Origin of the sequence: Rhodococcus sp. PML026 (assembly GCF_000963615.1) — a bacterium.
Lineage (GTDB): Bacteria > Actinomycetota > Actinomycetes > Mycobacteriales > Mycobacteriaceae > Rhodococcoides > Rhodococcoides fascians.
Genome location: NZ_KQ031370.1, coordinates 116,398 through 142,651 on the forward strand (window position 1 = coordinate 116,398; position 26,254 = coordinate 142,651).

Sequence of the window (26,254 nt, forward strand, 5' to 3'; positions counted from 1 at the left end):
ACTTACGTTCGACGTCCGCACAATTCGAATGATCACTGTGTGTCCTTGTTCGGTATGCGGCCCGCTGCGTGGCCGCCCTCGGCGGGGCGGGGCGCGGCGCGGCTGTTGTGGAATGGCTGTTCCTGGTCGGAACTGGAATGCCGGACCCTGATCGGGTGCGAGGCAGGGGCCACGGTACGTGCCTGCGGCGTATTGCTCAGCATAATCGCCGAATCGACCGATCTCAGGTCCGTTTTGGCCGCGATCGTTCTCCCCTCATCTTCGAATACGTCGACCCGAAGGTGGAGCCCCCGCTGTGGTGCCTCTCATCACCACGGCCGACTGCAGTTGCAGTGAAACGACGTCCACAATCTGTGTGTTCTGGACGCGCAGCACGGTTTTCGGCCACAGAAACGCTGACCGACTTATTCCTCTTGAACCTGGGCTGTGTAATGCCCGACCAGTACGGTGAACAACTCTGCACGCCGCACGCAGGCCGCCTTGGCATCGTCTTCGATCAGACACTGCACCAGGGTGCCGTCGTGTGCAGCGACCAAAGCTGGTCCCAACGCCGCTCGGTCGGTGATCACGAGCCCGAGCTGGTCGAGTAACTGGTCGAGTAATGGCATCAGTGTGGCGAGAATCCCTTGCTCCCGCGCGATAATCACCCGTTTGAGTGAGGGGTTGCGCAGCGCGTGGGCGGTGAACTCGGCGTTGACCCGATACCACTTGTCGTCAATTGGCACCACCGCTAAAACGCATTCGACGATGTCGCCTAGTGAGTCGACCCGTGGTTGCTTACCGGGGGAGGAGAGCAACGCCTCGACGTCGGCCAGCATTTGAGTCGACCGCTGCTCCCACATCGCAAGGAACAGCTCCTCCAGGGAGGTGAAATTGGAATAGAAAGCACCCCGGGTGAAGCCAGCGCGCTCGCACACATGTTCGACACTGCTGTTACCGAATCCTCGTTCCGCATACACCTCCAATGCGGCATCGAGTAGCCGCTGGCGGGTCTGAGGTCGCCGTCGTTTCACCGGTCCGGTGGTGAGGGCCATGTAGGCAGCGTAGCGAACGCGATGCATCTCTGTTTTCCGTACGTTCATGTATTGAATGCGTTACTGTATCGAACGGGGTCGCCGCTCGCAGCACCACGCCCACGGGCGAGGGCTTCGAGTGAAGCCTGCGCGCGAGCTGGGCAACCCGTAGTGGACGAAACGTTGTAGCCGAGTTGTTGCCTGACTCGCATCCCAGGACCGTGAGAAGGACAAGAACGCAGATGATGGACGCCGATGTAATCGTGGTCGGAGCAGGACTGGCAGGCCTGGTGGCGACAGCGGAACTAGCCGATGCAGGCAAGCGGGTGTTGCTACTCGATCAAGAGCCCGAGCAGAACCTGGGGGGGCAGGCATTTTGGTCCCTCGGAGGTCTGTTCATGGTCGATACCCCCGAGCAGCGGCGAATGGGTATCAAGGACTCCGCGGAGTTGGCGTGGCAGGACTGGATGGGCAGTGCCACGTTCGATCGCGGTATCGACGATCCCGCTGGTGAAGACTATTGGGGCGGCCAGTGGGCACGGGCGTATGTGGACTTCGCGGCGGGCGAGAAACGATCCTGGCTGCACGCCCAAGGCGTGCGGTGGGTTCCGATCGTGGGCTGGGCCGAGCGCGGAGGTTATTTGGCCGAGGGTCATGGTAATTCGGTTCCACGATTCCACCTGACCTGGGGAACCGGTCCCGGTGTCCTCGCGCCTTTCGAGAAACGTGTTCGCGAGGCCGCAGACAAGGGTGTGGTGCAGTTCGGGTTCCGTCACCGCGTCGACGAGTTGACTACGACCAATGGCGTCGTCGACGGAGTCCGGGGCGCAATTCTCGAACCCAGCGCATCCGAGCGCGGCGCAGGCAGCAGCCGCGCCGAAGTCGACGATTTCGAACTACATGCAGGAGCGGTGCTGGTCACTGCGGGTGGTATCGGCGGAAATCACGATCTGGTGCGGGAGAACTGGCCTGCGCGGCTCGGTGCGGCCCCGGCGTCGATGATTTCCGGAGTCCCCGAGCACGTCGACGGCCGCATGCTCGGCATCACCGAACGCTCCGGTGGGCGCCTGGTCAACAAGGACCGAATGTGGCACTACACCGAGGGCATCAAAAATTGGGATTCCATCTGGAAAAATCACGGGATTCGGATCATTCCCGGTCCGTCGTCAATGTGGTTCGATGCCCGCGGCCAGCGGTTTCCCGTACCGAACTTCCCAGGATTCGACACCCTCGGAACCTTGAAAGCCATTCAGGACAGTGGATTCGACTACTCGTGGTTCGTGCTCACCCAGAAGATCATCGAGAAAGAGTTCGCCCTGTCGGGATCTGAGCAGAACCCTGACATCACCGGCAAAAACCTCAAGTTGGTGCTCGGGCGGGTCCTGCCGGGCGCAAGTGGACCGGTGGAGGCGTTCAAGAAGCACGGTGAGGACTTCGTCGTCGCCGATACCCTCGCCGAACTCGTCGACGGGATGAACAAGATTACCGGGGACGATCTGATCGACCGAGTCGAGCTGGAACGTCAGATCGTGGCCCGCGACCGCGAAACCGAGAACCCGTTCACCAAGGATTTGCAGATATCTGCAATCCACAACTCGCGTCGCTCGCGTGGTGAACGACTCGCGCGAACAGCGTCCCTGCACAAGATCCTCGACCCCAAGTCCGGGCCGTTGATCGCGGTGCGACTTAACATCATCACCCGAAAAACACTGGGCGGCATACAAACCGACCTCGATGGGCGCGTGTTGAGTACCGGCGGTACGGCAGTGCCGGGATTGTGGGCAGCAGGGGAAATCGCCGGCTTCGGCGGCGGCGGTGTACACGGCTACCGCTCCCTCGAAGGCACCTTTCTCGGCGGCTGTATCTTCAGCGGACGGCAAGCCGGCCGAGCCCTCGCCAAGCAGGCATGACGATGCGACTGCGATGGGGTCGACCCAACCTGCGCGCACACGAGGCAATGGCCCCGGCAGCATCGTCGTCGCCCGACTCTGCGGTCACCGTGTCATTCCTCGGCGTCACCACCCTGCTCTTCGACGACGGCGAGTCAGCCATCCTGACCGACGGATTCTTCTCCCGCCCATCGATGACGCGGACGCTGCTGACACCGCTGCGAACGGACCCCGCTCGGGTCGACTACGCCCTCAAACGAGCAGGTATCGACACTCTCGATGCGGTGGTCTGCGCACATTGCCACTACGACCACGCTCTCGATTCGGCCCACGTCGCGCAACGCACCGGCGCGGTGCTCGTCGGGGATGAATCGACCGCACTGATCGGTCGCGGAGCCGAGCTACATCCGAGCCGGATCGCCACGGCTCAACCAGGCGATGAACTGGAGCTGGGGCATTACACTCTGACGTTCGTCGAATCAGAGCACTCGGCCCCGAACCGGATGCGCGGGACGGTCGGTCGCGCTCTCGCTCAACCCGTTCGGGTCAAAGCGTACAAGTGCGGTGCGGCATGGTCGATCCTCGTCGCCCACAACAGAAGCGGTCAGACCGCGCTCGTGCACAGCAGTGCAGGCTTCCGGTCGAACATGCTCGCGGGTCGCACAGCCGACGTCGCATACCTGGCCGTCGGGCAACTCGGTCACCAGTCTCGCAACTTCATCGAAAAATACTGGTCCGAGACGGTCGCAGCAGTGGGCGCACACACTGTGGTCCTCACCCACTGGGACGACTTCTTCAGACCCTTGACCGCACCACTGCGGGCGCTTCCGTACACGTTCGATGACCTCGACGCCTCGTTGAGGACACTGTCCGATTGCGCCCGGCGTGACGGTGTACACCTCGTCGAACTACCCACCCTGTGGCGGCGAACGGACCCGTGGGCCACTCGATAGATCCAGCGGCGCACGCGAACCGCATCGTGTGTTCGACAACCCTCCCCGGCCACGACAACGCAGTGCGCCGTCCACTACCAGCTCAACAGACAGGTGACACCGTGCTCCGCAGAACTCGTTCGCTCCTGATCGTCAGCCTCGCCGCCGCCGCCCTCACCCACGGCGCAGCGGCGGTGTCCGCGCAGCCGGTCGATGATGCATTCTTCCGCTACACCGGTGCGGCCCCACTCGAGAGTTACCCGCCCGGCTCCGTACTCGGTGTGCGCACTCTCCCGTACCACCTGCTCAACGTAGCTACGCCTCTTGATGCAATGCAGATCCTGTATCGGTCCACCGATGCGCAGGGGCGACCGTCCGCCAACGTCACCTCGGTGCTGCGGCCCCCGAACGCCCAACCCGACAAGGTCATCTCCTACCAATCGGCATACGACTCACTCAACCCCGACGACGGCCCATCCCGAGCTATCGCCGGCAACACGCCCCTGCTGTCGCTGACACCGAGCGGGCGGAACGTAGACGTCGGCGGCGCTGCCGCATCCGGGGAGGGCGCTGTCATCGCACCCTTTCTGGCTCTCGGTTACACCGTCGTCCTCGCCGATACCCAAGGCCCCACAGCAGACTTCGCAGCAGGGCCCGAATACGGAATGATGACTCTGGACTCGTTGCGAGCCGCCCAACAGGTGCCGGGCAGCGGCGTCACCGACAATTCCCGTATCGGACTGCTCGGATACTCGGGTGGCGCCATCGCCACTAATTGGGCGTCGATCATGGCGGCCGACTACGCACCCGAAATCGCGGACAACTTGCTCGGCGCAGCCCAGGGCGGCTTGCTGGTCAACCCAGCGAACAATCTTCGATACGCCAGCGGCAGCATCAGCTGGGGCGGAGTGGTCGGAATGGCCATCGTCGGCATCGGACGTGCATACGGTATCGACTTCGACCCGTACATCAACGACTACGGCCGCGAGATCATGGCAAAGCTCAACGATGCTTCCATCCTCAACGTCCTTCTGCAGTACCCCGGATTGCGGTGGACCGACCTGGTCAAGCCGCAATACGCTGACCCGAACACAATCCCCGAGTACGTCGACGTGGTCAACAAGATCAACATGGGTCAAGCCGCCGTCCCGACCGTCCCGATGTTCGTCGCGCAAGCATCCAACGGAATTCTCGAAGGCACCCAACCGGGCCCGATCGGCACCGGGCCCGGCGACGGCATCATGGTCGCCGGCGACGTTCGCGCCTTGATGAACAAGTACTGCGCCGCAGGTGTGAGCGTGCAATACGACGAATACGACACCATCAGCCACATTCCTGGAGCCGCACTGTGGCTCCCGGGTGCCGTCGAATGGCTGATCGACCGCTTCTCCGACAAGCCGGCACCGACGAATTGCGGGCGCATCGCCCCCGGAAACTCACTGGCACCTCAACAACACGCATCGCGCTGACAAGCCGCCGCAACGACCTGCACCGCTGCAGAGGAGTTGCCGCTGACGTGTCGATGCGTGAGCTTGCGGACCCGGACTAATTGCAATCCGTTCGCCTGCCATCCCGGGCCGGGCAAGTGCCGTCGAACAAGGCGCGGCAGTCCAGTCGGACAGCGCGTTCCGACACTTTTTACGATCGCCCGGCCGCCTGGACGTGAACTAATCGGCAGGCGCAGTACTGAACGAATTTACAACGGAGGTCATGTGAGAGCGCGTCAAGTTTCCGGCCGGATGTTTTTGACGACCATGGGTCCGATGCACGCTCGAGTCGACGGGCCGACTCACGGACCGGCAATCGTTCTGATCCATGGATTCGCCGGATCCGTTCACTGGTTCGACCGCGTCGTGGCCTCTCTCGCGTCCGACTACCGCCTCATTCGAGTGGATCTGTTCGGACACGGCTGCACGGGTGGAGATCGATTTCTCGACGCGAACTTCCAAGCACGGGCGGTGATCGACATTCTCGAGGCTCTCGGCCTGACGGACGCCACAATCGTGGGGCACTCCTTCGGCAGTGACGTCGCACTGGAAGCGGCTGAATCGTCGTCCCGCATCACTCGGGTGGTCCTGATCAACCAGGCCCCCGACCTGGAATCCGGCCACTTTCCCGCCGGGAACGCGGTCATGACCATCCGATGGTTCGCGCAACTTGCACGTGTGTGCGCGGTCCCTGCGCTCGTATCCCGGATCGGGCACCACGCATTCGCCGACGGCTTCGACGCCCGCACGGGATTCAACAACCCACAACAATCGTTCCACGACTTCACAGCCACAAGCGCGGCCATGTATCGAACCGTGTTGATCGATCGCCGCCGACGCCTGCAGAACAAGCCACTCGACTCCCTTGTCCGGACCATCGACAAACCGGTAACGGTGATTCACGGTCGCGGCGACAAATTCTACGATTGGGAACCGACGCTGGCGCGGTATTCCACTGCCGGTGCTCACACAGTCCTCATAGACAACGCTGGTCATTCGCCGAACGTCGAGCAGCCGGACGAAGTCAGCGCCGTCCTGCGCCGGGCCTCGCGTGCTTGACCTCGACGACTCACCTTGCACGAGCGAGTTCAGCAATCGGACGTGCTCGGCTGTGAGTCGCTGGATGAGGTAACGACAGGGAAGCCTAGGCGCAGGCCGACGTCACTCGCGGCGGCGCGAGACGTTGTCTAAGAGCGACACCGTCTCCGTTGTCGCTCTTGTGTCTCGCTGGTCGACCGTCGACCGAGTTGGTGATCCACTGCTGCATTCAGACGACTACGTCGATATCCGCCACTGCCCACTGCCCACTACCCAGTCCATAGTCCTACCAAGAGGCCCTCGATCCGCATGCTCCACATCGACCACGGTTCGCCCTTGCCGGAGCCGTACATGGGTCACGATCGCTCGCGTGTGGTCGACGTGCTCGACGTGCTCGACGCCCGACCCCGCGCGCCACAAGCTGCTGACCGACCTCCGGGGCTTCTTTCGAACCCGACATGACCTGGCGGCGAACCGATCCAGCGAGGTTCACGCCGAAAGCTACTCATCGGTACAATACGTGAACCTACGGTCACGTAGGTTACCCAGCGACGGAGGTCATCGAATGACGATGTTCGGCATCGACGAGCTACCGGTCAAGCCTCGCATGCGCGGATGGATCCATCTCTACGCGTTCGGCGTCGCGGTCGTGGTCGCAATCATTCTCGTCACAGTGGCGTTCAGCCTGGTGTCCGGCACCGCCGGTGTGGCAAGCGCCGTGTATGCCGTCTCCGTGTGCGGGGTGTTCGGCGTGAGCGCTGCATACCATCGAATCCACTGGGCCACGACGACAAGCCGCACATGGATGAAGCGCGCCGACCATTCGATGATTTTTTTATTCATTGCCGGCAGTTACACACCGCTCGTGGTACTCGGACTCCCCTCCGACACCGGACGCACACTGCTGATCGTCGTCTGGCTCGGCGCGCTCGGCGGCGTCGCCCTCAAAATGCTCTGGCCGCAGTCACCGAGTTGGGTCGGCGTGCCGCTGTACATGATTCTCGGCAGCGCCGTAGTCCCCGTCGCGCCGACGCTCATCGAGCACGTTGGCCATGCGCCGTTCCTGTTACTTCTCGTGAGCGGCATGCTCTATAGCGCGGGCGCAATCCTGTACGCGACTAAATGGCCCAACCCATGGCCCAACACATTTGGCCACCATGAGTTCTTTCACGCTGCCACTGTGCTAGCAGCGATCTGCCACCTCGTAGCAGTTGGGCTCGTAATGTTCTAAGCGTGCGCTTGCTCTGCGCCTAGCCTTGTGCGCGGTCGAGCAGTGGGTAAAGTTGGCTAGTGCAGTGCACTTCTGACATTGTGCAGTCGTCTTCTGAAACTGACAGCCACTAAGGAACATCCATGCGTGATTTCATCTGCCGCAAGTGCGGACAGAAGCTGTCGTTCGAGAACTCACTGTGTCTGAGCTGCTCGAGCGCACTCGGCTTCCATCTGCCGAGCAGAGCCCTCCTGGTGCTCCCGGACAAGGAAGACGGCATCTCCGAGGCCGAGGTGGACGGTGCCGTCTGGAAGACGTGTGCCAATCTCAACACCGCGCGCTGCAACTGGCTGGTCGACGCATCCGATTCCGACGACCTCTGCCTGTCCTGCCGGCTGACGCGGACTCGCCCGGCCGACGACGACCTGGACGCGATGGCCGCCTACGCGGACGCGGAGACCAACAAGCGTCGCGTCATCCTCGAGCTCACCGAGCTGGGCCTCCCGATCGTCGGCCGGGACGAGGACGCGTCCACGGGTCTGATGTTCGATCTGCTCTCCAGCGCCAACCAGCAGGTGATGACCGGTCACAACAACGGTCTGATCACCTTGGACCTCGCCGAGGGCGACGACGTGCACCGCGAGCAGCTCCGCGTGGAGATGTCGGAGCCCTACCGCACGCTGGTCGGGCACTTCCGTCACGAGATCGGCCATTACTACCAGATGGTGCTGGTCGGAGACGGTGAACACCGCGCGGCGTTCGAGGAACTGTTCGGCGATCCGGATTCGAGCTACCAGGACGCGCTCGATCGCCACTACAGCGAGGGCGCACCGGAGGGCTGGGAGGACACCTACGTCTCGTCCTACGCCACCATGCACCCCGCCGAGGACTGGGCCGAGACCTTCGCCCACTACCTGCACATCCGCGACACCCTCGACACGGCCGCGGCCTTCGGGATGGCACCGGCCGGATCGACCCTCGAAAGCCCGCTGCCCGGCGAGGTCGGCTTCGATCAGATCATCGACTGGTGGCTGCCGTTGTCGTGGGCACTCAACCAGATCAACCGATCGATGGGTCACCAGGACCTGTACCCGTTCGTGCTGCCGGCGACCGTCGTGAAGAAGATCGGCTTCGTGCACTCTCTGGTGGCACCCAGCGCTCTGTGAGCCTCGCTCACGGTCGTTGAGCTCAGCGCCCAGGGGCGTATCCTGTGTTGTCGGCATCCGCCGATACCGGGTACGCCCCCTGTGCATTAGTGGGCAGAGTGCAGTCGCGGGCAGAGTGCAGCAGTAGGACGAGGTGACCACCATCAGCGAGCAGACACTGAACGCGTCGGGCGCCCTCCCACGGGTTACCGACTTCCAGCTGAGTCGCCGGCTGGCCGAGGTGGCCGAGAAGCTGCGGTGTCAGCATTCCGATCCCGATCGCGTCCTGGCCATGATCACCGAGGCCGCGGTCGCTCAGGTCCCCAATGCCGAGTACGCATCCATCACGACGGTCATGCAGGGCAAGTTCGTGCACAGCGCCGCTCTGTCGGGAGAAATTGCCGGGCACTGCGACAAGATTCAGGAGCAGCTGGGCGAGGGGCCGTGCCTCGAGTCGGCGATCGAACAGACGACCATCCGTATCGACGACATGGACAGCGAGACCCGCTGGCCACAGTTCACCGATGCAGCGTCTGCGCTCGGGGTCAAGAGCATGATCTGCTTTCAGCTCTACGTCGAAGGGTTCAACTTCGGCGCACTCAACCTGCATTCGACGCGAACCGGCGCGTTCTCGGCCGAGGCCGAATCCATTGGTTCGTTGTTCGCTGCGCACGCGGCCATCGCGTTCTCCAGCGCCCGGGAAGAACAGCAGATCAGGGCCGCGCTGACCAGCCGGGATCTGATCGGGCAGGCCAAGGGCATGCTGATGGAACGCTACAACCTCAATTCGCAGGCGGCATTCGCGTTGCTGGCCAAGCTCTCTCAGGACACCAACGTCAAACTGGCCGATCTCGCCGTGCAGTTGGTCGACGACGCGGCGAAGTCCACCGAATAGCGACCGGAGCCTCGGGCCTCATCGCACGTCGAGTCCGTCGGTGCTGGCAACCGATACGGCGGGAACATCGGTGGCGATGAACACCTCGATCCGCACGTCCTCGTCCAGATAGCGGCTCAGTGCAGCCAGTCCGGTTGTGGCAGCGATGATCTCGTGAACCCGGTCGCCCGAGATGGGATAGTCGTCCACGTCGTGACGCCAATGCGCGGCCACCAGTGTGCCTCCGGCCTCCAGCTGCCCGACGATGCGGCTCATGGCGGCCGCCAGGTCGTCGTCGTCGAGGTAATAGCCCACCTCGCTGACGACGATCAGATCGAACTTCTCGTGGGGATTCGGTAACGCAGATACGTCGTCGGAGAGGGACCACAGTGCGAAATCGACTGCAGCACTCTCGCCTACGCGCGCGCGAGCCGTATCCAGTGCGCTCTGCACCACGTCGGTCGACACCAGATGCTCGCAGCGGGCAGCGAGCTGTTCGGTGAGCACACCGATGGAGCAACCGGGTTCGAGGCCGCGTCGATAGTGCGGCTTGGGCAGCGATGCCAGGGTGAGGGCATACTTGCGACGCTCGTACCACTTGCTGTCGAGCATGAACGGATCCTCGTGCGCGGCATACACATCGCGGAAGTATTCCGGACTCAAGCTCATGCGGACAGCCTACTCATGCGAAGACGACTTCGAACGGACGTCGGAACCGCGTCAGGATGTGCGGTGGCAACACTGCGCGATCCGCCGGGTGATCGGACAGCGGTCGAATCTGAGATTCGAAACGCTCGATCGACGCCCGTTTCGCCTCGACGGCGTGCGCGGGCAGGTCGATGCGGCGACTGCGTGACCACGGCACCGCCCGGTGTTCGGGAGTTGCCCAGTGCCACATCCAGATCGGATATTCCACCACCGGTATCCCCACGACGGCGGCCGCGGTGAGGCAGGCACGCGCCGTGGCTTCGTGATCGGGGTGGCCGTCCCCGCGCCACGGCGTCAGGCACCAGGTACCCGGAGTGGCGTCGAGCAGCGGTACCAGCGCGCGGGCCAGAGCGTCCTCGTGCTTTTCGACCTCGCCGTCGGTGAACTGCAGCCGCGTCGGCGGCTGAACGATGCCCAGTTCGGCGAGGGCACGCTCGGACTCGACGGGCCGCAGGGCGCGCAGGTCCTCGGCCGACACCGTCGGAGATCCCGGATGCGAACCGTCGCCGTCGGTGACCGCGACGACCCGCACGTCGACGCCCGCAGCTGCGGCCATCGACAGCAACCCGCCGACGCCCAGTACTTCGTCGTCGGGATGGGGTGCCACGACGACCATGGTGACGACGTCGCTCCAGTGCAGACCGGGAATGGACCAATCTGCGGACAGCCAGTCCGATTCGGCGGTACCGAGGTCGACTTCGGCGTCGAATACGTTCTCTACCAAGGGTTGTCTTCCTGTGCGATGTCGTGTCCGAGGGCTTCGAGGTCGCGTTCGGCGTGGCTCTGTCGCAGATAGACGGTGAGGTCGGCAACGCGTCGAGCATGCTCCGCATCTGCGCACAGCGGGCCGGCACCGAGCGCTCGCCCGACGCGGTCGATGCACTGCGTTGCGGCATCCTCGACGACGGCGCGCACGATGCGAGCACGGATCCGAGCGCGGCCGGAGCGGTCGAACGGATCTGCGTCGACCTCGGCCGCCGCGGTCGTCAGGGCACTCGACGCGGCTCCGAGAGCCGATGCGATGGCACCGAGGTGAGCTGCGCGATGTGGGTCGGGGCGCGAGCGCACGGCCGCATGCAGGGTGTCGGCCACCGCGCAGGCGCTACCGAACCAGACGGCCGACACTCCGATCGCGCCATGCCAGAAGCCCGGCCTGGTCAGGTAGTCCGTCGGACCACCGACCACGACCGCGGGGACACGATCGAATGCCACCGAGCCCGAGTCGCTCTCGCGCATTCCGACGGCATGCCACGTGTTCGGCACCGGGGCAGCACCCGGATGCGTCAGATCCACTGCGAACAATCGCGGCTCGCCGTCGACGCGAGCGGTCACGAGTGCGTGGGTGCAGACGGACGCCCCCGAACACCACGGCTTGGTCCCGGACAGGAGCCACCCCGAATCGCTGCGTACCGCTTCGAGAATCGGAGCCGGGGGTTCCGCAGCCCACACGCCCCAGATCTGGCCGCGCTCGGGCGTCGGGCCGTCGAGCTCGTGCAGAATCGCGATCGCATCGGTGTGTGCCTCGGCCCAGCGGCCCAGAACGGTGTCGTGCCGACCCAGCGCAGCCAGCGACTGCCACCGGTGGTCTGTGTTTCCCGAGCCGGGGAGAGCCAGATCCAACCGCCCATCCGCCTCGAACGCGAGAAACTGCGCGCGCAACGCCGACTCGAGATCGGTGGTGCGATCGGGGGTGTCGACGAATCCGGTGTCGGTCATGCAGAAGGCTCCAGAGAACGAAGGAAGCCGGCCATACCGTCGGGGGCTCTGCCGCGCAGGCGGCCCGAAGTATCGACCGGAATGTCACACACCCTGCGGCACACGGTGCCGCCGAGCTCCAGACGACGGACCAGGTCGTGATCCTCGCCGGTGGCGAGCGGCGCGAACCCGCCGACCGCCCAGTAGTCCGTCGCGCCAACACCCAGGTTGGCGCCGTGGACGTGGGGATGGCCCGCCTCGTCGACGTACTGAGCGTCATAGGAGGAGCGCAGTGCTTCGTTGTCGACGATGTGGTCCTCGAATCGCACCGACACCGTCCCGACCACGGCCCGGGCACCCTCGGCGGCGTGCCGCAGATGCCCCACCAGCCACTGCTCGCCCACCGTCGAGTCGGCGTCGGTGGTGGCGTACCACGTGTCGGCGCGGCCCAGACCGCCGTTGAGGTCCGCTGCGAATCCGGCCGCCCGCGCGGCTCCCACGTTGCGATGGGCCACCGTCACGACCGAGACCGACGGGTGACGCGCCGCGACACGCGCCGAATCGTCCGTGCACGCGTCGAGAACGACCGTCGTGGATACCGTCACCGGGGCGACGTCGGCGACCCGACGTGCGGCCTTCGCCAGGGCATCCAAGCAGGCGTCGAGCAGATCCTGTTCGTCGTGTGCGGGCACGACGACGACGATGCGACGGACTGGAGTGCTGGTATCGACAGTCACGAGCCACCCTTTCGGACACCGGGCCTCGAGCCCGTTGCGGAACCGCCGGTGGCTGGACGGAGTACGTTGCATGCGACATACCCGTTCGCAGACGATCGACACCTACGGCTCGAAGAAGGGGCTCGGGTGGCGGGAAGCTACTCGTATCCGTGGATTCCGTCGTCGTTTTCGGCAATATCCGATTAGCAAAAGTCCGGGTGGTATGTGTTAATGGGCGTTGCCCCGCGGCAGCACTGCTACTGGGCATCACGACGCAGTACGAAGGATGGTCGGGTCACATGGCAACACAGGTTCGCACACGCAGGTTCGCCCGCATCGGGGCAATTCTCGCAGGTACGGCGCTCGCAGCCTCTGCAGCATTCGGGTCTGCCCAGGCGGCTCCGCTGTGGCCGGGCGGCCCCGACGTGTCGATCCCCGGCGTGCCCGGATCCTCGGACCCGGCGGCACCGGCACCCGCCCCGCAGCAGCGGGTGGCCCCGTTGGCACCCGCGAACTTCGCCGATCCCAGCATCAGCCCGTCCGGCGGCGAGGTCGTCGGAGTGGCGCAACCCATCGCGATCCGCTTCGACGAGGCCATCGGAGATCGCGACGCCGCACTACGCGCCATCCGCGTCACCACGAACCCGTCCGTCGAAGGCCACTTCTACTGGATCAACGACACCCAGGTGCGGTGGCTGCCCAACGAGTTCTACCCGGCGCACACCCAGGTGACCGTCGAAGCAGGCGGAGCGAAAGCCGAGTTCTCCACCGGCGACTCGATCATCACCACGGCCGACGACAACACCAAGCAGATCACCGTCACCCGCAACGGCGAGGTCGTTCGCACGATGCCCACCTCCATGGGCAAGGTCGGCCACGAAACCCCGAACGGCACCTACATCGTCGGCGAGCGCTTCCGCGACATGTACATGGACTCCTCCACCTACGGGGTGCCGGTGGATTCCGACGAGGGCTACCGCACGTACGTCGAGTACGCCACGCGCATCTCCTACAGCGGCATCTTCGTCCACGCCGCACCGTGGTCCGAGTCGCAGCAGGGCTACTCCAACTCCTCGCACGGCTGCCTCAACGTCAGCACCGAAGACGGCAAGTGGTTCTTCGAGAACGCCCAGAAGGGCGACCCCGTCATCGTCGTCAACACCGACGGCGGCACCCTCAGCGGATCCGACGGCCTCGGAGACTGGAACCGCTAGAGCGGCTTCGCCGCATGTGAGTGGAACTTCGACCCCTGCTACGAAGTTCCACTCACATAGGTTGGTCTGCGTGACGGCACCAGTTGGGGCCGCGTTCACCATTCGTTAGCCGCGACTGAGCACAGTCCTCGCGGTGAGTGCGACAACCGAACGAGTGCTGCCCACGGCAGGCAAGAAGAGCTTCTTCTCGCGGCCGTGGACCGATTACGCACTGTTCCTGATTCTCGTGGGCCCCAACCTGGTTCTGTTGGCGGTGTTCACGTACCGCCCGTTGGTGGAGAACTTCCAGTTCTCGTTCTTCGACTGGAACCTGTCCTCGCCCACGTCCACGTTCGTCGGATTCGAGAACTACCGCGAGTGGGCCTCCCGCGACGACACGTGGCAGATCGTCGGCAACACCGTCGTGTTCACCGTGGCCGCGGTCGTCGGCTCGTTGGTGCTCGGCCTGATTCTCGCGCTGCTGCTCGATCGTAAACTGCGGGGCCGCAACTTCGTTCGCTCCGCGGTGTTCGCGCCCTACGTGATCTCCGGTGCCGCGATCGGTATCGCATTCCAGTTCGTCTTCGATCCCAACTTCGGGCTCGTGCAGGACCTGATGCGCAGATTCGGCCTCGGTGCGGTCCCGGATTTCTATCAGGATCCGAAATGGGCGATGGTCATGATCACCGTCACCTACTTGTGGAAGAACCTGGGCTACACCTTCGTCATCTATCTCGCGGCGCTGCAGGGTGTGCGCAAGGAATTGATGGAAGCGGCCGAGATCGACCAGGCCGGCCGCTGGACCACGTTCCGCAAAGTGCTTCTGCCGCAACTGCGTCCGACGACGTTCTTCCTCTCGATCACGGTGTTGCTCAACTCCCTTCAGGTCTTCGACATCATCAATGTCATGACGCGCGGTGGCCCACTGGGCACCGGAACCACCACGATGGTCTACCAGGTCTACGAGGAAACGTTCCGCAACTTCCGGGCCGGCTACGGGGCGACCGTCGCGACGATCCTGTTCCTCGTGTTGTTGATCGTCACTCTCGTACAGGTACGAATCATGGATCGGGACGATCAGCGATGACCTTGGTGAGCAAGCCCGATGCTGCAGTGCCGGACAAGCCTTCGCTCGGTCGGGACCCGCAGCGCACGCGTCGCAGCGCGAATGTCCTCGGCTACGCGGCGATGGTTGCCGTCCTGCTGATGATCGGCCTGCCACTGTTCTGGATTCTGGTCACCTCGTTCAAGGACCGCCCGGACATCTACGTTCAGCCGGTCACGTGGTGGCCCAGCAGCTTTCATCCCCAGAACTACGACGAGGCGACGACGGAGGTGCCGTTCTTCACGTACCTGCGCAACTCGATCGTCATCACCACGGCGGTCGCGTCGATCAAGTTCATCCTCGGTGTGCTCAGTGCGTACGGCCTGGTCTTCCTGCGCTTCCCGGGCAAGAACGTCGTCTTCCTCGTCATCATTGCCGCGCTGATGGTGCCCAATCAGATCACGGTCATCTCCAACTACTCGCTCATCTCCGAGCTCGGTTGGCGAAACTCGTTTCAGGGGATCATCATTCCGCTGGCCGGCGTTGCATTCGGTACCTTCCTGATGCGTAACCACTTCCTGTCGCTGCCGCCGGAGATCATCGAGGCCGCGCGCATGGACGGCGCGGATCCGGTGCGGTTGATGTTCCGCGTCATCCTGCCGCTGTCGGGTCCGACGATGGTGGCGTTCGCGATCATCACCATCGTCACCGAATGGAACGAATACCTCTGGCCGTTCCTGATGTCCGACGACTCGTCGGTTGCTCCGCTCCCGGTCGGCTTGACGCTGCTGCAGAACAGTGAGGGCTACACCAACTGGGGAGCGGTCATGGCCGCGACAGTGCTCACCATTCTGCCGATTCTTCTCGTCTTCCTCGTCCTGCAGCGCCACATGATCAAGGGCCTCACCTCCGGTGCGGTCAAGGGCTGATTCACCTCACTATCAGGAGTCGACACCATGGCACACATCATCAATCGGCGTGGCTTCCTCACGCTCACCGGTGCGGCTGCGGCCGCCGCAGCCCTCGCAGCGTGCAGCGGTCCCGGATCGGGCTCGTCCGGCGGCGGCGGTGTCGAAGGCGATGCGAACACCATCAACTTCTGGTCGAACCACCCGGGCAAGTCCCAGGAGTTCGAGAAGGAGCTGATTTCGCGGTTCCAGGCGCAGAACCCCGGACTGACGGTCAATCTCATCGACGGCGGCAAGAACTACGAGGAGGTGTCGCAGAAGTTCAATGCGGCGCTCTCGGGCAACGATGTTCCCGACGTCGTCGTACTCTCGGATGTCTGGTGGTTCAACTACGCACTCACCGGTGCGATCGAGCCCCTCGACAAGCACTTCTCCGCGGCCGGGGTCGACCAGTCGGATTACGTGGATTCACTTCTTGCCGATTACAACTGGAACGGGAGCCACTGGGCTCTGCCGTACGCTCGCTCGACCCCGCTGTTCTACTACAACAAGGCTGTCTGGTCGGCAGCCGGCCTGCCCGATCGCGGACCGGCCACGTGGCAGGAATTCGACGAGTGGGGCCCGCGCATCCAGGCCGTCGTCGGAAACGGCAAGCTCGCCCATGGCTGGGGCAACGCCGTCGACTATCTCGGGTGGACGTTCGAGGGACCGATCTGGACGTTCGGCGGATCGTACTCCGATCAGTTCGAGCTTAAGTTCGACGATCCCAATACCATTGCGGCAGGCAAGTTCCTGCAGGACATGATCCACACCAAGAAGTACGCGGCGGTCTCCAACGACATTGCCAACGACTTCGCCGCGGGCATCCTCGCCTCCACGATCGCCTCCACCGGAGACCTGTCCACCATCACCAAGGGTGCCGCGTTCGATTTCGGTACGGCCTTCCTGCCGGCCACCGACGGTGCGCCCGGATGCCCCACCGGCGGCGCGGGTCTGGCCATCCCGGCCAAGATCTCCGACGAGCGCAAGGTGAACGCGCTCAAGTTCATCGATTTCGTGACCAACGGTGCCAACACTGCGTACTTCTCGCAGAACACCGGGTACATGCCGGTCCGCAAGTCGGCGCAGCAGGACCCGTCGGAAATCGCGTTCCTCGAGGCCAACCCGAACGCGAAGACAGCCGTCGACCAGTTGGCGCGTACCCGATCCCAGGACGCTGCCCGCGTGTTCGTGCCCGGCGGCGACAAGATCATCGGTAGCGGTCTCGAGCAGATCGCTCTGCAGAATGCCGACGTCGCAACGACATTCGCGTCCGTCTCGGATCAATTGCAGCAGATCATCGACCGTCAGATCACCCCGAAGCTGCCGAAGTAATGGCGACCGTTCACTATGCGGGTGTCTCGCACAGGTACCCGGGCGCGGACTCTCTCGCTGTCGACACGCTCGAACTCGACATAGCGGACGGCGAGTTCATCGTGCTGGTGGGACCGTCCGGATGTGGAAAGTCGACAAGTCTGCGGATGTTGGCCGGCCTCGAATCCGTCGAGAGCGGCCACATAGACATCGGCGGAGTGGACGTCACCTCGCTCGCCCCACGGGCGAGGGACGTCGCGATGGTGTTCCAGAACTACGCGCTGTACCCCAACATGACCGTCGGCGACAACATGGGCTTCGCACTGCGAAACGCGGGAATGAGCAAGGCCGACACAGCGGCTCGCGTATTGGACGCGGCGAGGATGCTCGAACTCGAGCCACTGCTGGGTCGCAAGCCCGGCAAGCTCTCCGGTGGGCAGCGGCAGCGAGTGGCCATGGGGCGAGCAATCGTTCGTCAACCCAAGGTGTTCTGCATGGACGAGCCGCTATCCAACCTCGACGCCAAATTGCGAGTGTCGACGAGGGCCCAGATCGCCGGACTGCAGAAGCGATTGGGTACCACGACCGTGTACGTCACCCATGATCAGGTCGAGGCGATGACAATGGGTGACCGGGTTGCGGTGTTGCGGGACGGCAAGTTACAGCAGATCGCCGCACCGCGGGAGCTGTACGACAACCCCGTCAACACCTTCGTCGCCGGGTTCATCGGGTCTCTCGGCATGAACCTCGTCGACGCTCCCGTGCACGAGGGCGCTGCGGTCCTCGGAGACGTTCGGATCCCTGTTCCGTCGTCGGCGGGCAACCGCGTCGTCGTCGGGGTTCGGCCGGAATCGTGGGAGCTCGTCGGCGAACATGCGGGTGGACTCCGGCTCACCGTCGAATTGATCGAGGAATTGGGTGCGGAGTCGTTCGTGTACGCCTCGGCGCCCAACGCCGACGGTCAGTGGACGACGCCCCCGGGACGTATTTCGGTGAGGGTGGATCGCAAGCTGTCGGTCGCCCTCGCCGAGACCGTCCGGTTGAAGCCGGTGCTCGACGAACTGTTCTTCTTCGACTCCGCTACCGGCCTGCGGTTGTCCTGACGGGTTCACCCAGATCCACCGGAAGTGTTGCCCACCCATGCAATACGCGCGTGTCGCGACGGGTTCCCTCGCCTGCCGAACGCAGGTGGGGGAACCTGTCGAACAACGTCTTCAGACCCACCTCCGACTCTGCCTTCGCCAGCGCTGCGCCCAGGCAGTAGTGGCGTCCGCCGGAGAACGACAGGTGCTTACCCGCGTTGTCGCGGGTGACGTCGAACCGGTCGGGGTCCTCGAACACCAGCGGATCGCGGTTGGCACCGGCCAGCACGAGGACGACCAGTGAGTCCTTCGTGATCGGCACACCCTCGACGACGACGTCGTGCTTGGCCGCCCGAGCTGTCAGCTGAACGGGAGATTCCATCCGCAACATCTCGTCGATCGCGGTGGGCCAGTGCGATGGATCCTGTTGCAGCACAGCCAGTTGATCCGGATGATCGAGCAGGAGTTGGATGCCGCTGCCGAGCAGATTGACGGTTGTCTCGAACCCGGCCGCCAATACCAATCCTGCTGTAGCCCTGAGCTCTTCGTCGTTCAGGCCGATGCCCTCGTCCTCGGCGGCGATCAGTTGGCTCATCAGGTCGTCGCCGGGGTTGAGGCGAAGTTCGGCGATGTGCTGCGAGAGCCACGCGTCGAAACCGATGAGGCCACGCTCCACCTGCTTGAACTGGCTCCACGAGATACCGATGTCGAGGCTGGGTGCCGCCATTTCGCCGAATTCGAGGACGCGCTGATTGTCCTTCTCCGGAACGCCGAGGATGCGGCCGATGACTGCGACGGGAAGGCGAGCGCAGTATCGGTCGACGATGTCGACGACAGGGCTGCCGTCGGACAATTCGTCGAGTAGCGCGTCCGCGGTTTCCTGCACCTGATCTCGCATCTGCGCGACCGCCCGGGCGGTGAAGACCGAGGACACCAGCTTGCGGTAGCGGGTGTGATCGGGCGGCTCGACCGACAGCAGGGACGGCGGAAGGATCGGATGCAGGGCACCGGAGCGGGTGTGGCGTTCCACCCACTTCAGCGGTGCCGGCAGCGTGCCGCCCAGCTGGGTGACCCGAAAATCGTCGGAGCGCAGCAGCGCGAACGCCACCCGGTGATGCACGGTGATGTTGGAGATCCGAGTCTTCACCAGCGGTGCCGTCGCCCGAAGTTCCTCGTACACCGGCGTCGGATTTGCCCGCGTCGCGGGATCGGCGACCAGCATGGCCTGCCGGTCACCGGCGGCCGCAGCACGCTTGGCTCCGAACCTGATGACCCCGTGTGCCGCGATCCACCGTACGAATTCCCTCATCCGACTGTCCTCCCCGTTGTCCCGCCCTATGTGAGTGGTTTCTCGTAGCAGACTACGAAGTTCCACTCACGTGCTACCAGATCTTGACGCGCTTCCCCGGGTCCAAGTACAGCGCATCACCGGGCTGAACGTCGAACGCTTCGTGAAAACTGTCCAGATTGCGCACGACTCCGTTGCACCGGAACTCCGGCGGCGAGTGCGGATCGACGGCGAGACGACGGATCGCTTCGGCGTCTCGTGCCTTGGTGCGCCATACCTGCGACCAGCCGAAGAACACGCGCTGCAACCCGGTCAGGCCGTCGAGCACCGGTGCGTCCTTGCCCTCGAGCGAGATCTCGTAGGCGGCGACGGCGATGGACAGGCCACCCAGATCGCCGATGTTCTCACCGATGGTGAATTCGCCGTTGACCTTGTGGCCGGGCAGTGCCTTCGGCTCGAATTCGTTGTACTGCTCGATCAGGGCTGTGGTGCGCTTACCGAATTCGGTGCGGTCGCTGTCGGTCCACCAATCCACCATGTTGCCGTCGCCGTCGTATTTGGCACCCTGGTCGTCGAATCCGTGCCCGATCTCGTGCCCGATGACGGCTCCGATCCCGCCGTAGTTGGCTGCGTCGTCGGCCTCGGCGTCGAAGAACGGCGGCTGCAGAATGGCTGCGGGGAAGACGATTTCGTTCATCCCGGGGTTGTAGTAGGCGTTGACGGTCTGCGGCGTCATGAACCATTCGTCGCGATCGACCGGTCCTCCGAGCTTGTCGAGATCACGCTGATAGTCGGCTTCGTAGCCGCGGCGGTAGTTGCCGAGCAGATCGTCGGCGGTGATGTCGACGCTCGAGTAGTCGCGCCAGCGGTCGGGGTAGCCGATCTTGGGAGTGAACTTGTCCAGCTTGTCCAAGGCTTTGCGGCGCGTCTCCAGGCTCATCCATTCGAGTTCGGAGATGTTGCGGCGGTAGGCCTCGGTGAGGTTGTCGACGAGCACCTGCATGCGTGCCTTCGAGTCCGCCTGGAAGTGGCGTTCGACGTAGAGCTTGCCGACGGCCTCGCCGAGGACGTCCTGTACGAGCGAGACGCCGCGCTTCCAGCGCTCGCGGTTCTCCTCGGTTCCGGTCAGCGTCGTTCCGTAGAACGCGAAGTTCTCGTCGACGAGTGCGCTGGTCAGGAACGGAGCCCGAGCATGGACGACGCGCCACGCGAGCCACGCCTTCCACGTCTCGATGTCCTCCGACGTCCACAGGGACACGAACGTGTTGACGAACGGTGGCTGGCGCACGACGATCTCGGCGAACTGTTCGGTGGTGCCGCCGAGGCCGGAAATCCATGCGGTCCAATTGAATCCGGGCTCGTTCTGCACCAGAGTGTCGAACTGGACGAGGTTGTAGCTCTTCTCGGCGTCGCGCCGGGCGACGACGTCCCAGTGGCCCGCGGCGATCTTGTGCTCGAGATCGAACACCGTCTGTGCGTCGTATTCGACGCCGCTGAGCGCGAACATCTTCGCGATGTGCGCGATGTAGCTCGCGCGGATGTCGGCATACTCGTCCTGGCGGTAGTACGACTCGTCGGGCAAGCCGATTCCGGACTGGCTGAAGTGCACCAGGTAGCGGTCGGATCGCTTGGCGTCGGTGTCGACGTAGTGAGCGATACCGCCGCCGACTCCGGTGCGTTGCAGAGAGCCGAGAACGCCTGCGAGCGTGACCAAGTCGGTCGCATCGGCAACGGCGGCGAGCTCGTCGGCGATCGGGGTGGTGCCGAGCTGTTCGGCCCGGTCGGCGTCCATGAAGCTCGAGAACAGGTCGCCGATCTTCTGTGCGTCGCTACCGGCGGGCGGATTCGCGGCCGCCGATTCTTCGATGATGGTCTGTACATCGACCTCGGCGCGGTCGTACAACGTCCGGAACGCACCGTCGACGGCGCGGTCGGCGGGAATGCTGTAGTCCTCCAGCCATTTGCCGTTGACGTGCACGAAGAGGTCGTCCTGCGCGCGTGTGTTCTCGTCCTGGTAGCTGAGATCGATGCCCGAGTTCACTACTGAAGTCATGTATCCATCTTTACACTCTTGCGCTCGATTGAACGGGTGTTTAATATGCTGTACATGCGTTCAGCATCCGAGGATCTGACCACTCGCGCGCGGATCCGCGACACCGCGATCGACGTCTTCGGCGTGCAGGGTTTCACCGCCGGTGTGCGGTCCATCGCCAGCGCCGCCGGCGTCTCACCCGGGCTGCTCAACCACCACTTCGGGTCCAAGGACGGACTTCGCGCGGCGTGCGACGAGTACGTCCTGCGTACGATCCGCGAATCGAAGGCCGCCTCGGCCGGTCCTACCGGGGTGATGGAACAGCTTGCTCGCATCGACGAGTACGCACCGCTCGTCGCCTACATCGTGCGCAGCTTCTCCTCGGGCGGAGCGCTGGCCCGAGAGTTGTTCGAGCACATGGTCGACGACGCGGTCCGGTACCTCGACGACGGAGTGCGCGACGGCCGATTCACACCCAGCCGCGACCCCGCGGCGCGCGCCCGGTTCCTGACGCGCCAGAACGTGGGTGGTCTGCTGTTGTACGTGCAGATGGCCGGCCCGGACGTCGATTTCCGTGCGGCTCTGAGCGCGCTCGGTGACGAGGTCATGTTGCCGGCACTCGAGCTGTACACCGATGGATTGTTCACCGATTCCCGAATCTTGGACACCTATCTGGAGGCCGAGCAATGACCGACGCCATCGCAGTCGACGATCTGGTGAAGATGTTCGGTTCGGTCCGGGCCCTCGACGGCCTGAACCTGCACGTCGAGACCGGTGATGTGCACGGCTTTCTCGGCCCCAACGGGTCGGGTAAATCGACCACGATCCGCGTCCTGCTCGGTCTCGTGCGCGCGACGTCGGGGACGGTCCGGTTGCTCGGCGGTGATCCGTGGGCCGACGGCGTCGCACTGCATCGACGGCTGGCCTACGTTCCCGGAGATGTGACGCTGTGGCCGTCGTTGACCGGCGGGGAGGTGATCGATCTGCTCGCCAGGATGCGCGGCGGTATCGACTCCGGCCGCCGGGCCGAGCTGATCGAACGGTTCTCCCTCGACCCAGGAAAGCGGAGTCGCACCTATTCGAAAGGCAATCGCCAGAAGGTCGCTCTGATCTCGGCCCTGGCATCGAACGTGGAGCTGCTGCTCCTCGACGAGCCGACTTCCGGTCTCGATCCGCTGATGGAGCAGCAGTTCGCCGAATGCGTGAAAGATGCTGCGCGACGCGGAGTCACGGTGCTGCTGTCCTCGCACATCCTGTCCGAGGTGGATGCGTTGTGCAGTTCGGTCACCATCGTCCGGGACGGGCGCACGGTGGACACCGGGACCCTGGCGTCGATGCGGCACCTCACCCGCACGACGATGACCATCACTGTGGATCGAGTACCCGGCGATCTCGACAGGCTCACCGGGGTCAGTGGGGTGACCGTGGACGGGTCCACAATTACCTGCACGGTGGAGAACGAGGCGCTCGCTGCGGTGATGCACGTCCTGGCCGACGCAGGCGTGCAGAGCATGATCAGCTCCGCGCCGACTCTCGAAGAGCTGTTCCTCAGGTACTACGCATGAACAGCCTGAGCGGCACAGCGGCATTGCTGCGGTTGTATCTACGCCGCGACCGACTCGTGTTGCCGATCTGGGTCGTTCTGCTCGGAGCGCTCCCGCTGCTGTACGCGGTCAGCTTCGAGGGGCTGTATCCGACGGCGGCAGACCGTCGAGCGTTCTATCTCAGCACCGAGGCAGTGCCGGCGCAAGCGGCTCTCGTGGGGCCGATCTTCGGTAGCGACCTCGGTGCCCTGGTGTCGTGGCGCGCCGGACTGATGCTGACCCTCGTTCCGTTGGCGGCGATCCTCACTGTCGTTCGGCATACCCGCGGTGAGGAGGACGCGGGCCGTGTCGAGCTGGTCGGGTCGACTGCAGTGGGCAGATTCGCAGGACTGACAGCGGCCGTGCTGCTGGCGGGCGGCGGCGTGGTGGCGACGGGAATGCTGTCGTTCGTCTCGCTGTGGGCATTCGGTCTGCCGGTGGCCGGGAGCGTCGCGTTCGGGGCCTCGATCGTCGTCGTCGGTGCCGTGTTCGTCGGCTGCGCGGGGCTGGCAGCACAGGTGGCGTCCGGGGCTCGCGCGGCTCGCGGCTATGCCCTCGGCGTGTTGGCCGCAGCGTTCGTTCTCAGAGCGATCGGAGACATCGGTTCGGGAACCCTGTCGTGGTTCTCGCCGATCGGGTGGTCGGCGCAGGTGCGACCGTTCGCCGACGAACGGTGGTGGCCGCTGTTGCTGTCGCTGGCGACCGCTACGGCGTTCGTCGCCGCAGCGTTCGTGGCAGCGAATCGACGCGATCTCGGCAGTGGTCTGCGGGCCGAACGCCGCGGCCGGGTGGCTGCCGTTCCGTCACTGTCCGGTCCCGTCGCCCTCGCGTGGCGACTCTCTCGCGGAACCACCGTCGTCTGGACCGTCGGCCTCGCCCTGTTCGGTATCGCGATCGGATCGTCCACGGACGGCATCGGCGATCAACTCGGCAGCAGCGCCGCCATCAGCGACGCACTGGGCAAGTTCGGCGGCACCACGATCGAACAGTCGTTCATCGCCGTCGTGCTGAGCATGGTCGGCATCATGGTGGCGGCCTATTCCGCGTCGGCCGTGCTACGTCTGCACAGCGAGGAAGAGTCGGGTCTGGCCGAGATCGTGCTGGCCACCGGTATGTCGCGCCGTCGGTGGGCGGCGGGGTATCTACTCTTCGCCGTCCTCGGCCCGGTGTGGCTACTGCTGGTTGTCGGCCACACCATCGGGCTGACGTACGGGTCGGCAACCGGCGACATGTCGCGCGAACTGCCGTCCGCCGTGGTCGGCGCTCTGGCTCAGCTCCCGGCCGTGTGGGTGGTGACGGCCATCGGCGTGGCATTGTTCGGCGCTGTCCCTCGATTCGCGACCGTCCTGTGGGCGGTCCTCGGCGGCTTCGTTGCCCTGGGGCAGATCGGGGCGGTGGTCGGGCTGCCCCAGTGGTCACAGGACATCTCGCCGTTCACCCACCTGCCCAAGCTGCCGGGTGGAGAGTTCTCGGTGCTGCCCTCGCTGTGGCTCGTCGCTGTCGCCGCCGCCGCAGGCGGTGCCGGAAGCATCGCGCTGCGCCGACGGGACGTCCGCGGCTGAGTGAATCGGCCGCGACTCAGTTCGGTGTCGAGTCGCCGTACTGGTTCTCGACGTTCTGCTGGAATTCGTCGGCGCATTGCTGTTGCGCTGCAGTATCGCTGCCTGCGTTGGTCATGCAGTCGGTGAAGTCCTGTCCACCGACTGCATTGAACAGGCCGACGCCGACGACGACGAGAACGATCGACAAAGCCGCCGCCACGAAACCGAGAATGATCGCGATGAGAGACACGGTGCCGTTGGTGGCGACGCGCTTCTTGTACCTCGACCGACCGATGAAGCCGAGGACGATCGCGATCAGGCCGAGAACAATGCCGCCGACGATGGTCCAGGAGAACAGCACACCGAGAATCGCGAGAACCAGAGCCACTGTGCCGATGGTGTTCTTCGGCGCTACCGGCTGTTGCTCGTATCCACCCTGCTGATATCCACCCTGCTGGGGGTACTCGCCGGGTGAAGGGTAGTTTCCGGGCGGGGGATAGTCATTCGACACGTCTGATACCTCCGAGATCGGCGATCGTGAACGCTCGGAGTGTATGCAGATCTCAGTCGTGCGCGCAGACGCCACGTGCCCCCGTGATCAACTTGTCATCGAGCGTTCCTGTCAGCCGCCCAGTCGCGAGTGCATCTCCCAGATCAGGATCTCGGCTGGTTCCGAGGCTGTAATTCGCTGTCCGCCAGTGGAACTCATGCGTACCGCGTCACCCTCGTACAGTTCTCCGACACCCTCCATCGAGACGGTGCCGCGGACCACGAACACGTGCACGAACGGTGCGTCGGGAACGGTCACGGTCGAATCCGGTGTCAGTCGCGCAGCGTGCAACGCGGCCGATTTCTGGCCGATGCCGATGGCCGCCTGACCACGGTGTCGGTTCATTCCCGACGCGACGGTGACGAGTCCGCCGCGCAGCAGTTCGTCGTCGATCTCGAGTTGCTCGTAGCCCGGTGCGGTGCCGGGGCTGTCGGGCATCACCCACATCTGTACGAAGCGGACGGGTTCGGTGTGCCGATTGCCGTCGATACTCCAGGAGTCGTTCTTCTCCGAGTGCATGATGCCTTTGCCCGCACTCATCCGTTGCGCCAGTCCGGGATAGATGATGCCGGAGTGCCCGATCGAATCCTGATGCACCAGAGAGCCCTGCACCACCCACGTGATGATTTCCGTGTCGCGGTGCGGATGCGTCTCGAATCCCTGCCCGGCGGTGACGATGTCGTCGTTGTTCACCAACAACAGGCCGTGGTGGGTGTTCTCGGGGTCGTAGTGCTGACCGAAAGAGAACGAGTGCTTCGAGTCGAGCCAGGACACACGGGTTTTCAGTCGATCACCGGCACGATGCACGTCGATGTGGGCGGTCAGTGGAGCGGACATGTCCCCACTGTACGAGCATGTCGATGCACCGGCGTACGACCTGCATAACGTTCGGGTGTCTTTGCCGCCGGGGTGTGACGGCGGCCCCGAGTGGGTAGGTTCGGACACGGTACGGTCACACGCTCTGCAACTCCC

Annotated in this window: 24 protein-coding genes; 15 read left to right on the forward strand and 9 right to left on the reverse strand. The window is 64.2% G+C overall.

What is annotated here, in order from left to right; genetic code table 11:
• Positions 1 to 404: 404 nt before the first annotated feature.
• Positions 405 to 1,034, reverse strand: coding sequence for a TetR/AcrR family transcriptional regulator (locus VF34_RS05105; RefSeq protein ID WP_032375683.1), 630 nt, complete (start codon positions 1,032 to 1,034; stop codon positions 405 to 407).
• Positions 1,035 to 1,258: 224 nt separating this feature from the next.
• Between VF34_RS05105 and VF34_RS05110 the strand changes: the two genes are divergently transcribed.
• From VF34_RS05110 to VF34_RS05140, 7 genes are all read left to right on the forward strand, one after another.
• Complete coding sequence (locus VF34_RS05110) at positions 1,259 to 2,923, forward strand: FAD-binding dehydrogenase (protein WP_032375682.1); 1,665 nt, start codon at positions 1,259 to 1,261, stop codon at positions 2,921 to 2,923.
• On the forward strand, positions 2,920 to 3,855 hold the full coding sequence (locus VF34_RS05115) for an MBL fold metallo-hydrolase (protein WP_308102637.1): 936 nt from the start codon (positions 2,920 to 2,922) through the stop codon (positions 3,853 to 3,855). Before VF34_RS05110 ends, VF34_RS05115 begins: the two co-directional genes overlap by 4 nt.
• 101 nt (positions 3,856 to 3,956) lie before the next feature.
• Entirely contained in the window at positions 3,957 to 5,303 is a 1,347-nt protein-coding gene (locus VF34_RS05120) for a lipase family protein (RefSeq protein WP_032375680.1), read from the forward strand.
• A 294-nt stretch (positions 5,304 to 5,597) separates the two neighbouring features.
• Entirely contained in the window at positions 5,598 to 6,380 is a 783-nt protein-coding gene (locus VF34_RS05125) for an alpha/beta fold hydrolase (RefSeq protein WP_196249617.1), read from the forward strand.
• A gap of 544 nt (positions 6,381 to 6,924) precedes the next feature.
• On the forward strand, positions 6,925 to 7,590 hold the full coding sequence (gene trhA, locus VF34_RS05130; protein ID WP_032375661.1) for a PAQR family membrane homeostasis protein TrhA: 666 nt from the start codon (positions 6,925 to 6,927) through the stop codon (positions 7,588 to 7,590).
• A 122-nt stretch (positions 7,591 to 7,712) separates the two neighbouring features.
• A complete protein-coding gene (locus VF34_RS05135; RefSeq protein WP_032375660.1) occupies positions 7,713 to 8,735 on the forward strand; it encodes a zinc-binding metallopeptidase family protein in 1,023 nt (340 codons plus the stop codon).
• Between the two features lie 133 nt (positions 8,736 to 8,868).
• The gene (locus VF34_RS05140; RefSeq protein WP_082079148.1) at positions 8,869 to 9,609 is read left to right on the forward strand and encodes a GAF and ANTAR domain-containing protein; all 741 of its coding nucleotides are present in this window, start codon (positions 8,869 to 8,871) and stop codon (positions 9,607 to 9,609) included.
• An 18-nt stretch (positions 9,610 to 9,627) separates the two neighbouring features.
• Here the strand turns inward: VF34_RS05140 and VF34_RS05145 are convergent, their stop codons facing one another.
• From VF34_RS05145 to VF34_RS05160, 4 genes are read right to left on the reverse strand one after another with little or no spacing between them, the layout of a single operon-like run.
• Complete coding sequence (locus VF34_RS05145) at positions 9,628 to 10,257, reverse strand: class I SAM-dependent DNA methyltransferase (RefSeq protein ID WP_032375659.1); 630 nt, start codon at positions 10,255 to 10,257, stop codon at positions 9,628 to 9,630.
• Positions 10,258 to 10,270: 13 nt separating this feature from the next.
• Positions 10,271 to 11,020, reverse strand: a complete 750-nt coding sequence (locus VF34_RS05150; RefSeq protein ID WP_032375658.1) for a PIG-L deacetylase family protein — start codon at positions 11,018 to 11,020, stop codon at positions 10,271 to 10,273.
• Positions 11,014 to 12,012: an acyl-CoA dehydrogenase family protein gene (locus tag VF34_RS05155; RefSeq protein WP_052061719.1), complete on the reverse strand. Its 999-nt coding sequence runs from the start codon at positions 12,010 to 12,012 to the stop codon at positions 11,014 to 11,016. The genes VF34_RS05150 and VF34_RS05155 overlap by 7 nt, the downstream gene beginning before the upstream one ends.
• Positions 12,009 to 12,728, reverse strand: a complete 720-nt coding sequence (locus VF34_RS05160) for a glycosyltransferase family 2 protein (protein ID WP_045840992.1) — start codon at positions 12,726 to 12,728, stop codon at positions 12,009 to 12,011. The genes VF34_RS05155 and VF34_RS05160 overlap by 4 nt, the downstream gene beginning before the upstream one ends.
• A gap of 278 nt (positions 12,729 to 13,006) precedes the next feature.
• On the opposite strand from VF34_RS05160, the gene VF34_RS05165 reads away from it, so the two are divergent.
• The 5 genes from VF34_RS05165 to VF34_RS05185 all read left to right on the forward strand — a co-directional run bounded on the left by VF34_RS05165 (position 13,007) and on the right by VF34_RS05185 (position 18,309).
• Positions 13,007 to 13,921, forward strand: a complete 915-nt coding sequence (locus VF34_RS05165) for a L,D-transpeptidase (protein WP_045840993.1) — start codon at positions 13,007 to 13,009, stop codon at positions 13,919 to 13,921.
• Positions 13,922 to 14,054: 133 nt separating this feature from the next.
• A complete protein-coding gene (locus VF34_RS05170) occupies positions 14,055 to 14,987 on the forward strand; it encodes a carbohydrate ABC transporter permease (protein WP_176457186.1) in 933 nt (310 codons plus the stop codon).
• A complete protein-coding gene (locus VF34_RS05175; protein ID WP_045840994.1) occupies positions 14,984 to 15,874 on the forward strand; it encodes a carbohydrate ABC transporter permease in 891 nt (296 codons plus the stop codon). Before VF34_RS05170 ends, VF34_RS05175 begins: the two co-directional genes overlap by 4 nt.
• 27 nt (positions 15,875 to 15,901) lie before the next feature.
• Positions 15,902 to 17,227 carry an ABC transporter substrate-binding protein gene (locus tag VF34_RS05180; protein WP_045840995.1) on the forward strand — a complete coding sequence of 442 codons (1,326 nt, stop codon included), beginning with the start codon at positions 15,902 to 15,904 and terminating at the stop codon, positions 17,225 to 17,227.
• Positions 17,227 to 18,309 (forward strand): ABC transporter ATP-binding protein, encoded by a 1,083-nt coding sequence (locus VF34_RS05185; RefSeq protein WP_045840996.1) that lies wholly within the window; start codon positions 17,227 to 17,229, stop codon positions 18,307 to 18,309. Before VF34_RS05180 ends, VF34_RS05185 begins: the two co-directional genes overlap by 1 nt.
• Here the strand turns inward: VF34_RS05185 and VF34_RS05190 are convergent.
• Together VF34_RS05190 and VF34_RS05195 are read right to left on the reverse strand one after the other, a co-directional pair.
• Positions 18,287 to 19,597 (reverse strand): cytochrome P450, encoded by a 1,311-nt coding sequence (locus tag VF34_RS05190; protein ID WP_027495274.1) that lies wholly within the window; start codon positions 19,595 to 19,597, stop codon positions 18,287 to 18,289. The two genes, VF34_RS05185 and VF34_RS05190, sit on opposite strands and share 23 nt — an antisense overlap.
• 73 nt (positions 19,598 to 19,670) lie before the next feature.
• Entirely contained in the window at positions 19,671 to 21,629 is a 1,959-nt protein-coding gene (locus tag VF34_RS05195; protein ID WP_045840997.1) for a M13 family metallopeptidase, read from the reverse strand.
• Between the two features lie 45 nt (positions 21,630 to 21,674).
• Between VF34_RS05195 and VF34_RS05200 the strand changes: the two genes are divergently transcribed.
• The 3 genes from VF34_RS05200 to VF34_RS05210 are packed head-to-tail and all read left to right on the forward strand — an operon-like array spanning position 21,675 to position 24,753.
• On the forward strand, positions 21,675 to 22,298 hold the full coding sequence (locus VF34_RS05200) for a TetR/AcrR family transcriptional regulator (RefSeq protein WP_156158492.1): 624 nt from the start codon (positions 21,675 to 21,677) through the stop codon (positions 22,296 to 22,298).
• The gene (locus VF34_RS05205; protein ID WP_045840998.1) at positions 22,295 to 23,173 is read left to right on the forward strand and encodes an ABC transporter ATP-binding protein; all 879 of its coding nucleotides are present in this window, start codon (positions 22,295 to 22,297) and stop codon (positions 23,171 to 23,173) included. The genes VF34_RS05200 and VF34_RS05205 overlap by 4 nt, the downstream gene beginning before the upstream one ends.
• A complete protein-coding gene (locus tag VF34_RS05210) occupies positions 23,170 to 24,753 on the forward strand; it encodes an ABC transporter permease (protein ID WP_045840999.1) in 1,584 nt (527 codons plus the stop codon). Before VF34_RS05205 ends, VF34_RS05210 begins: the two co-directional genes overlap by 4 nt.
• A 16-nt stretch (positions 24,754 to 24,769) precedes the next feature.
• Here VF34_RS05210 and VF34_RS05215 read toward each other — a convergent pair whose 3' ends face one another.
• Together VF34_RS05215 and VF34_RS05220 are read right to left on the reverse strand one after the other, a co-directional pair.
• Positions 24,770 to 25,243 carry a DUF4190 domain-containing protein gene (locus tag VF34_RS05215; RefSeq protein WP_228139326.1) on the reverse strand — a complete coding sequence of 158 codons (474 nt, stop codon included), beginning with the start codon at positions 25,241 to 25,243 and terminating at the stop codon, positions 24,770 to 24,772.
• A 111-nt stretch (positions 25,244 to 25,354) separates the two neighbouring features.
• On the reverse strand, positions 25,355 to 26,119 hold the full coding sequence (locus VF34_RS05220) for a pirin family protein (RefSeq protein ID WP_032382365.1): 765 nt from the start codon (positions 26,117 to 26,119) through the stop codon (positions 25,355 to 25,357).
• Positions 26,120 to 26,254: the final 135 nt, after the last annotated feature.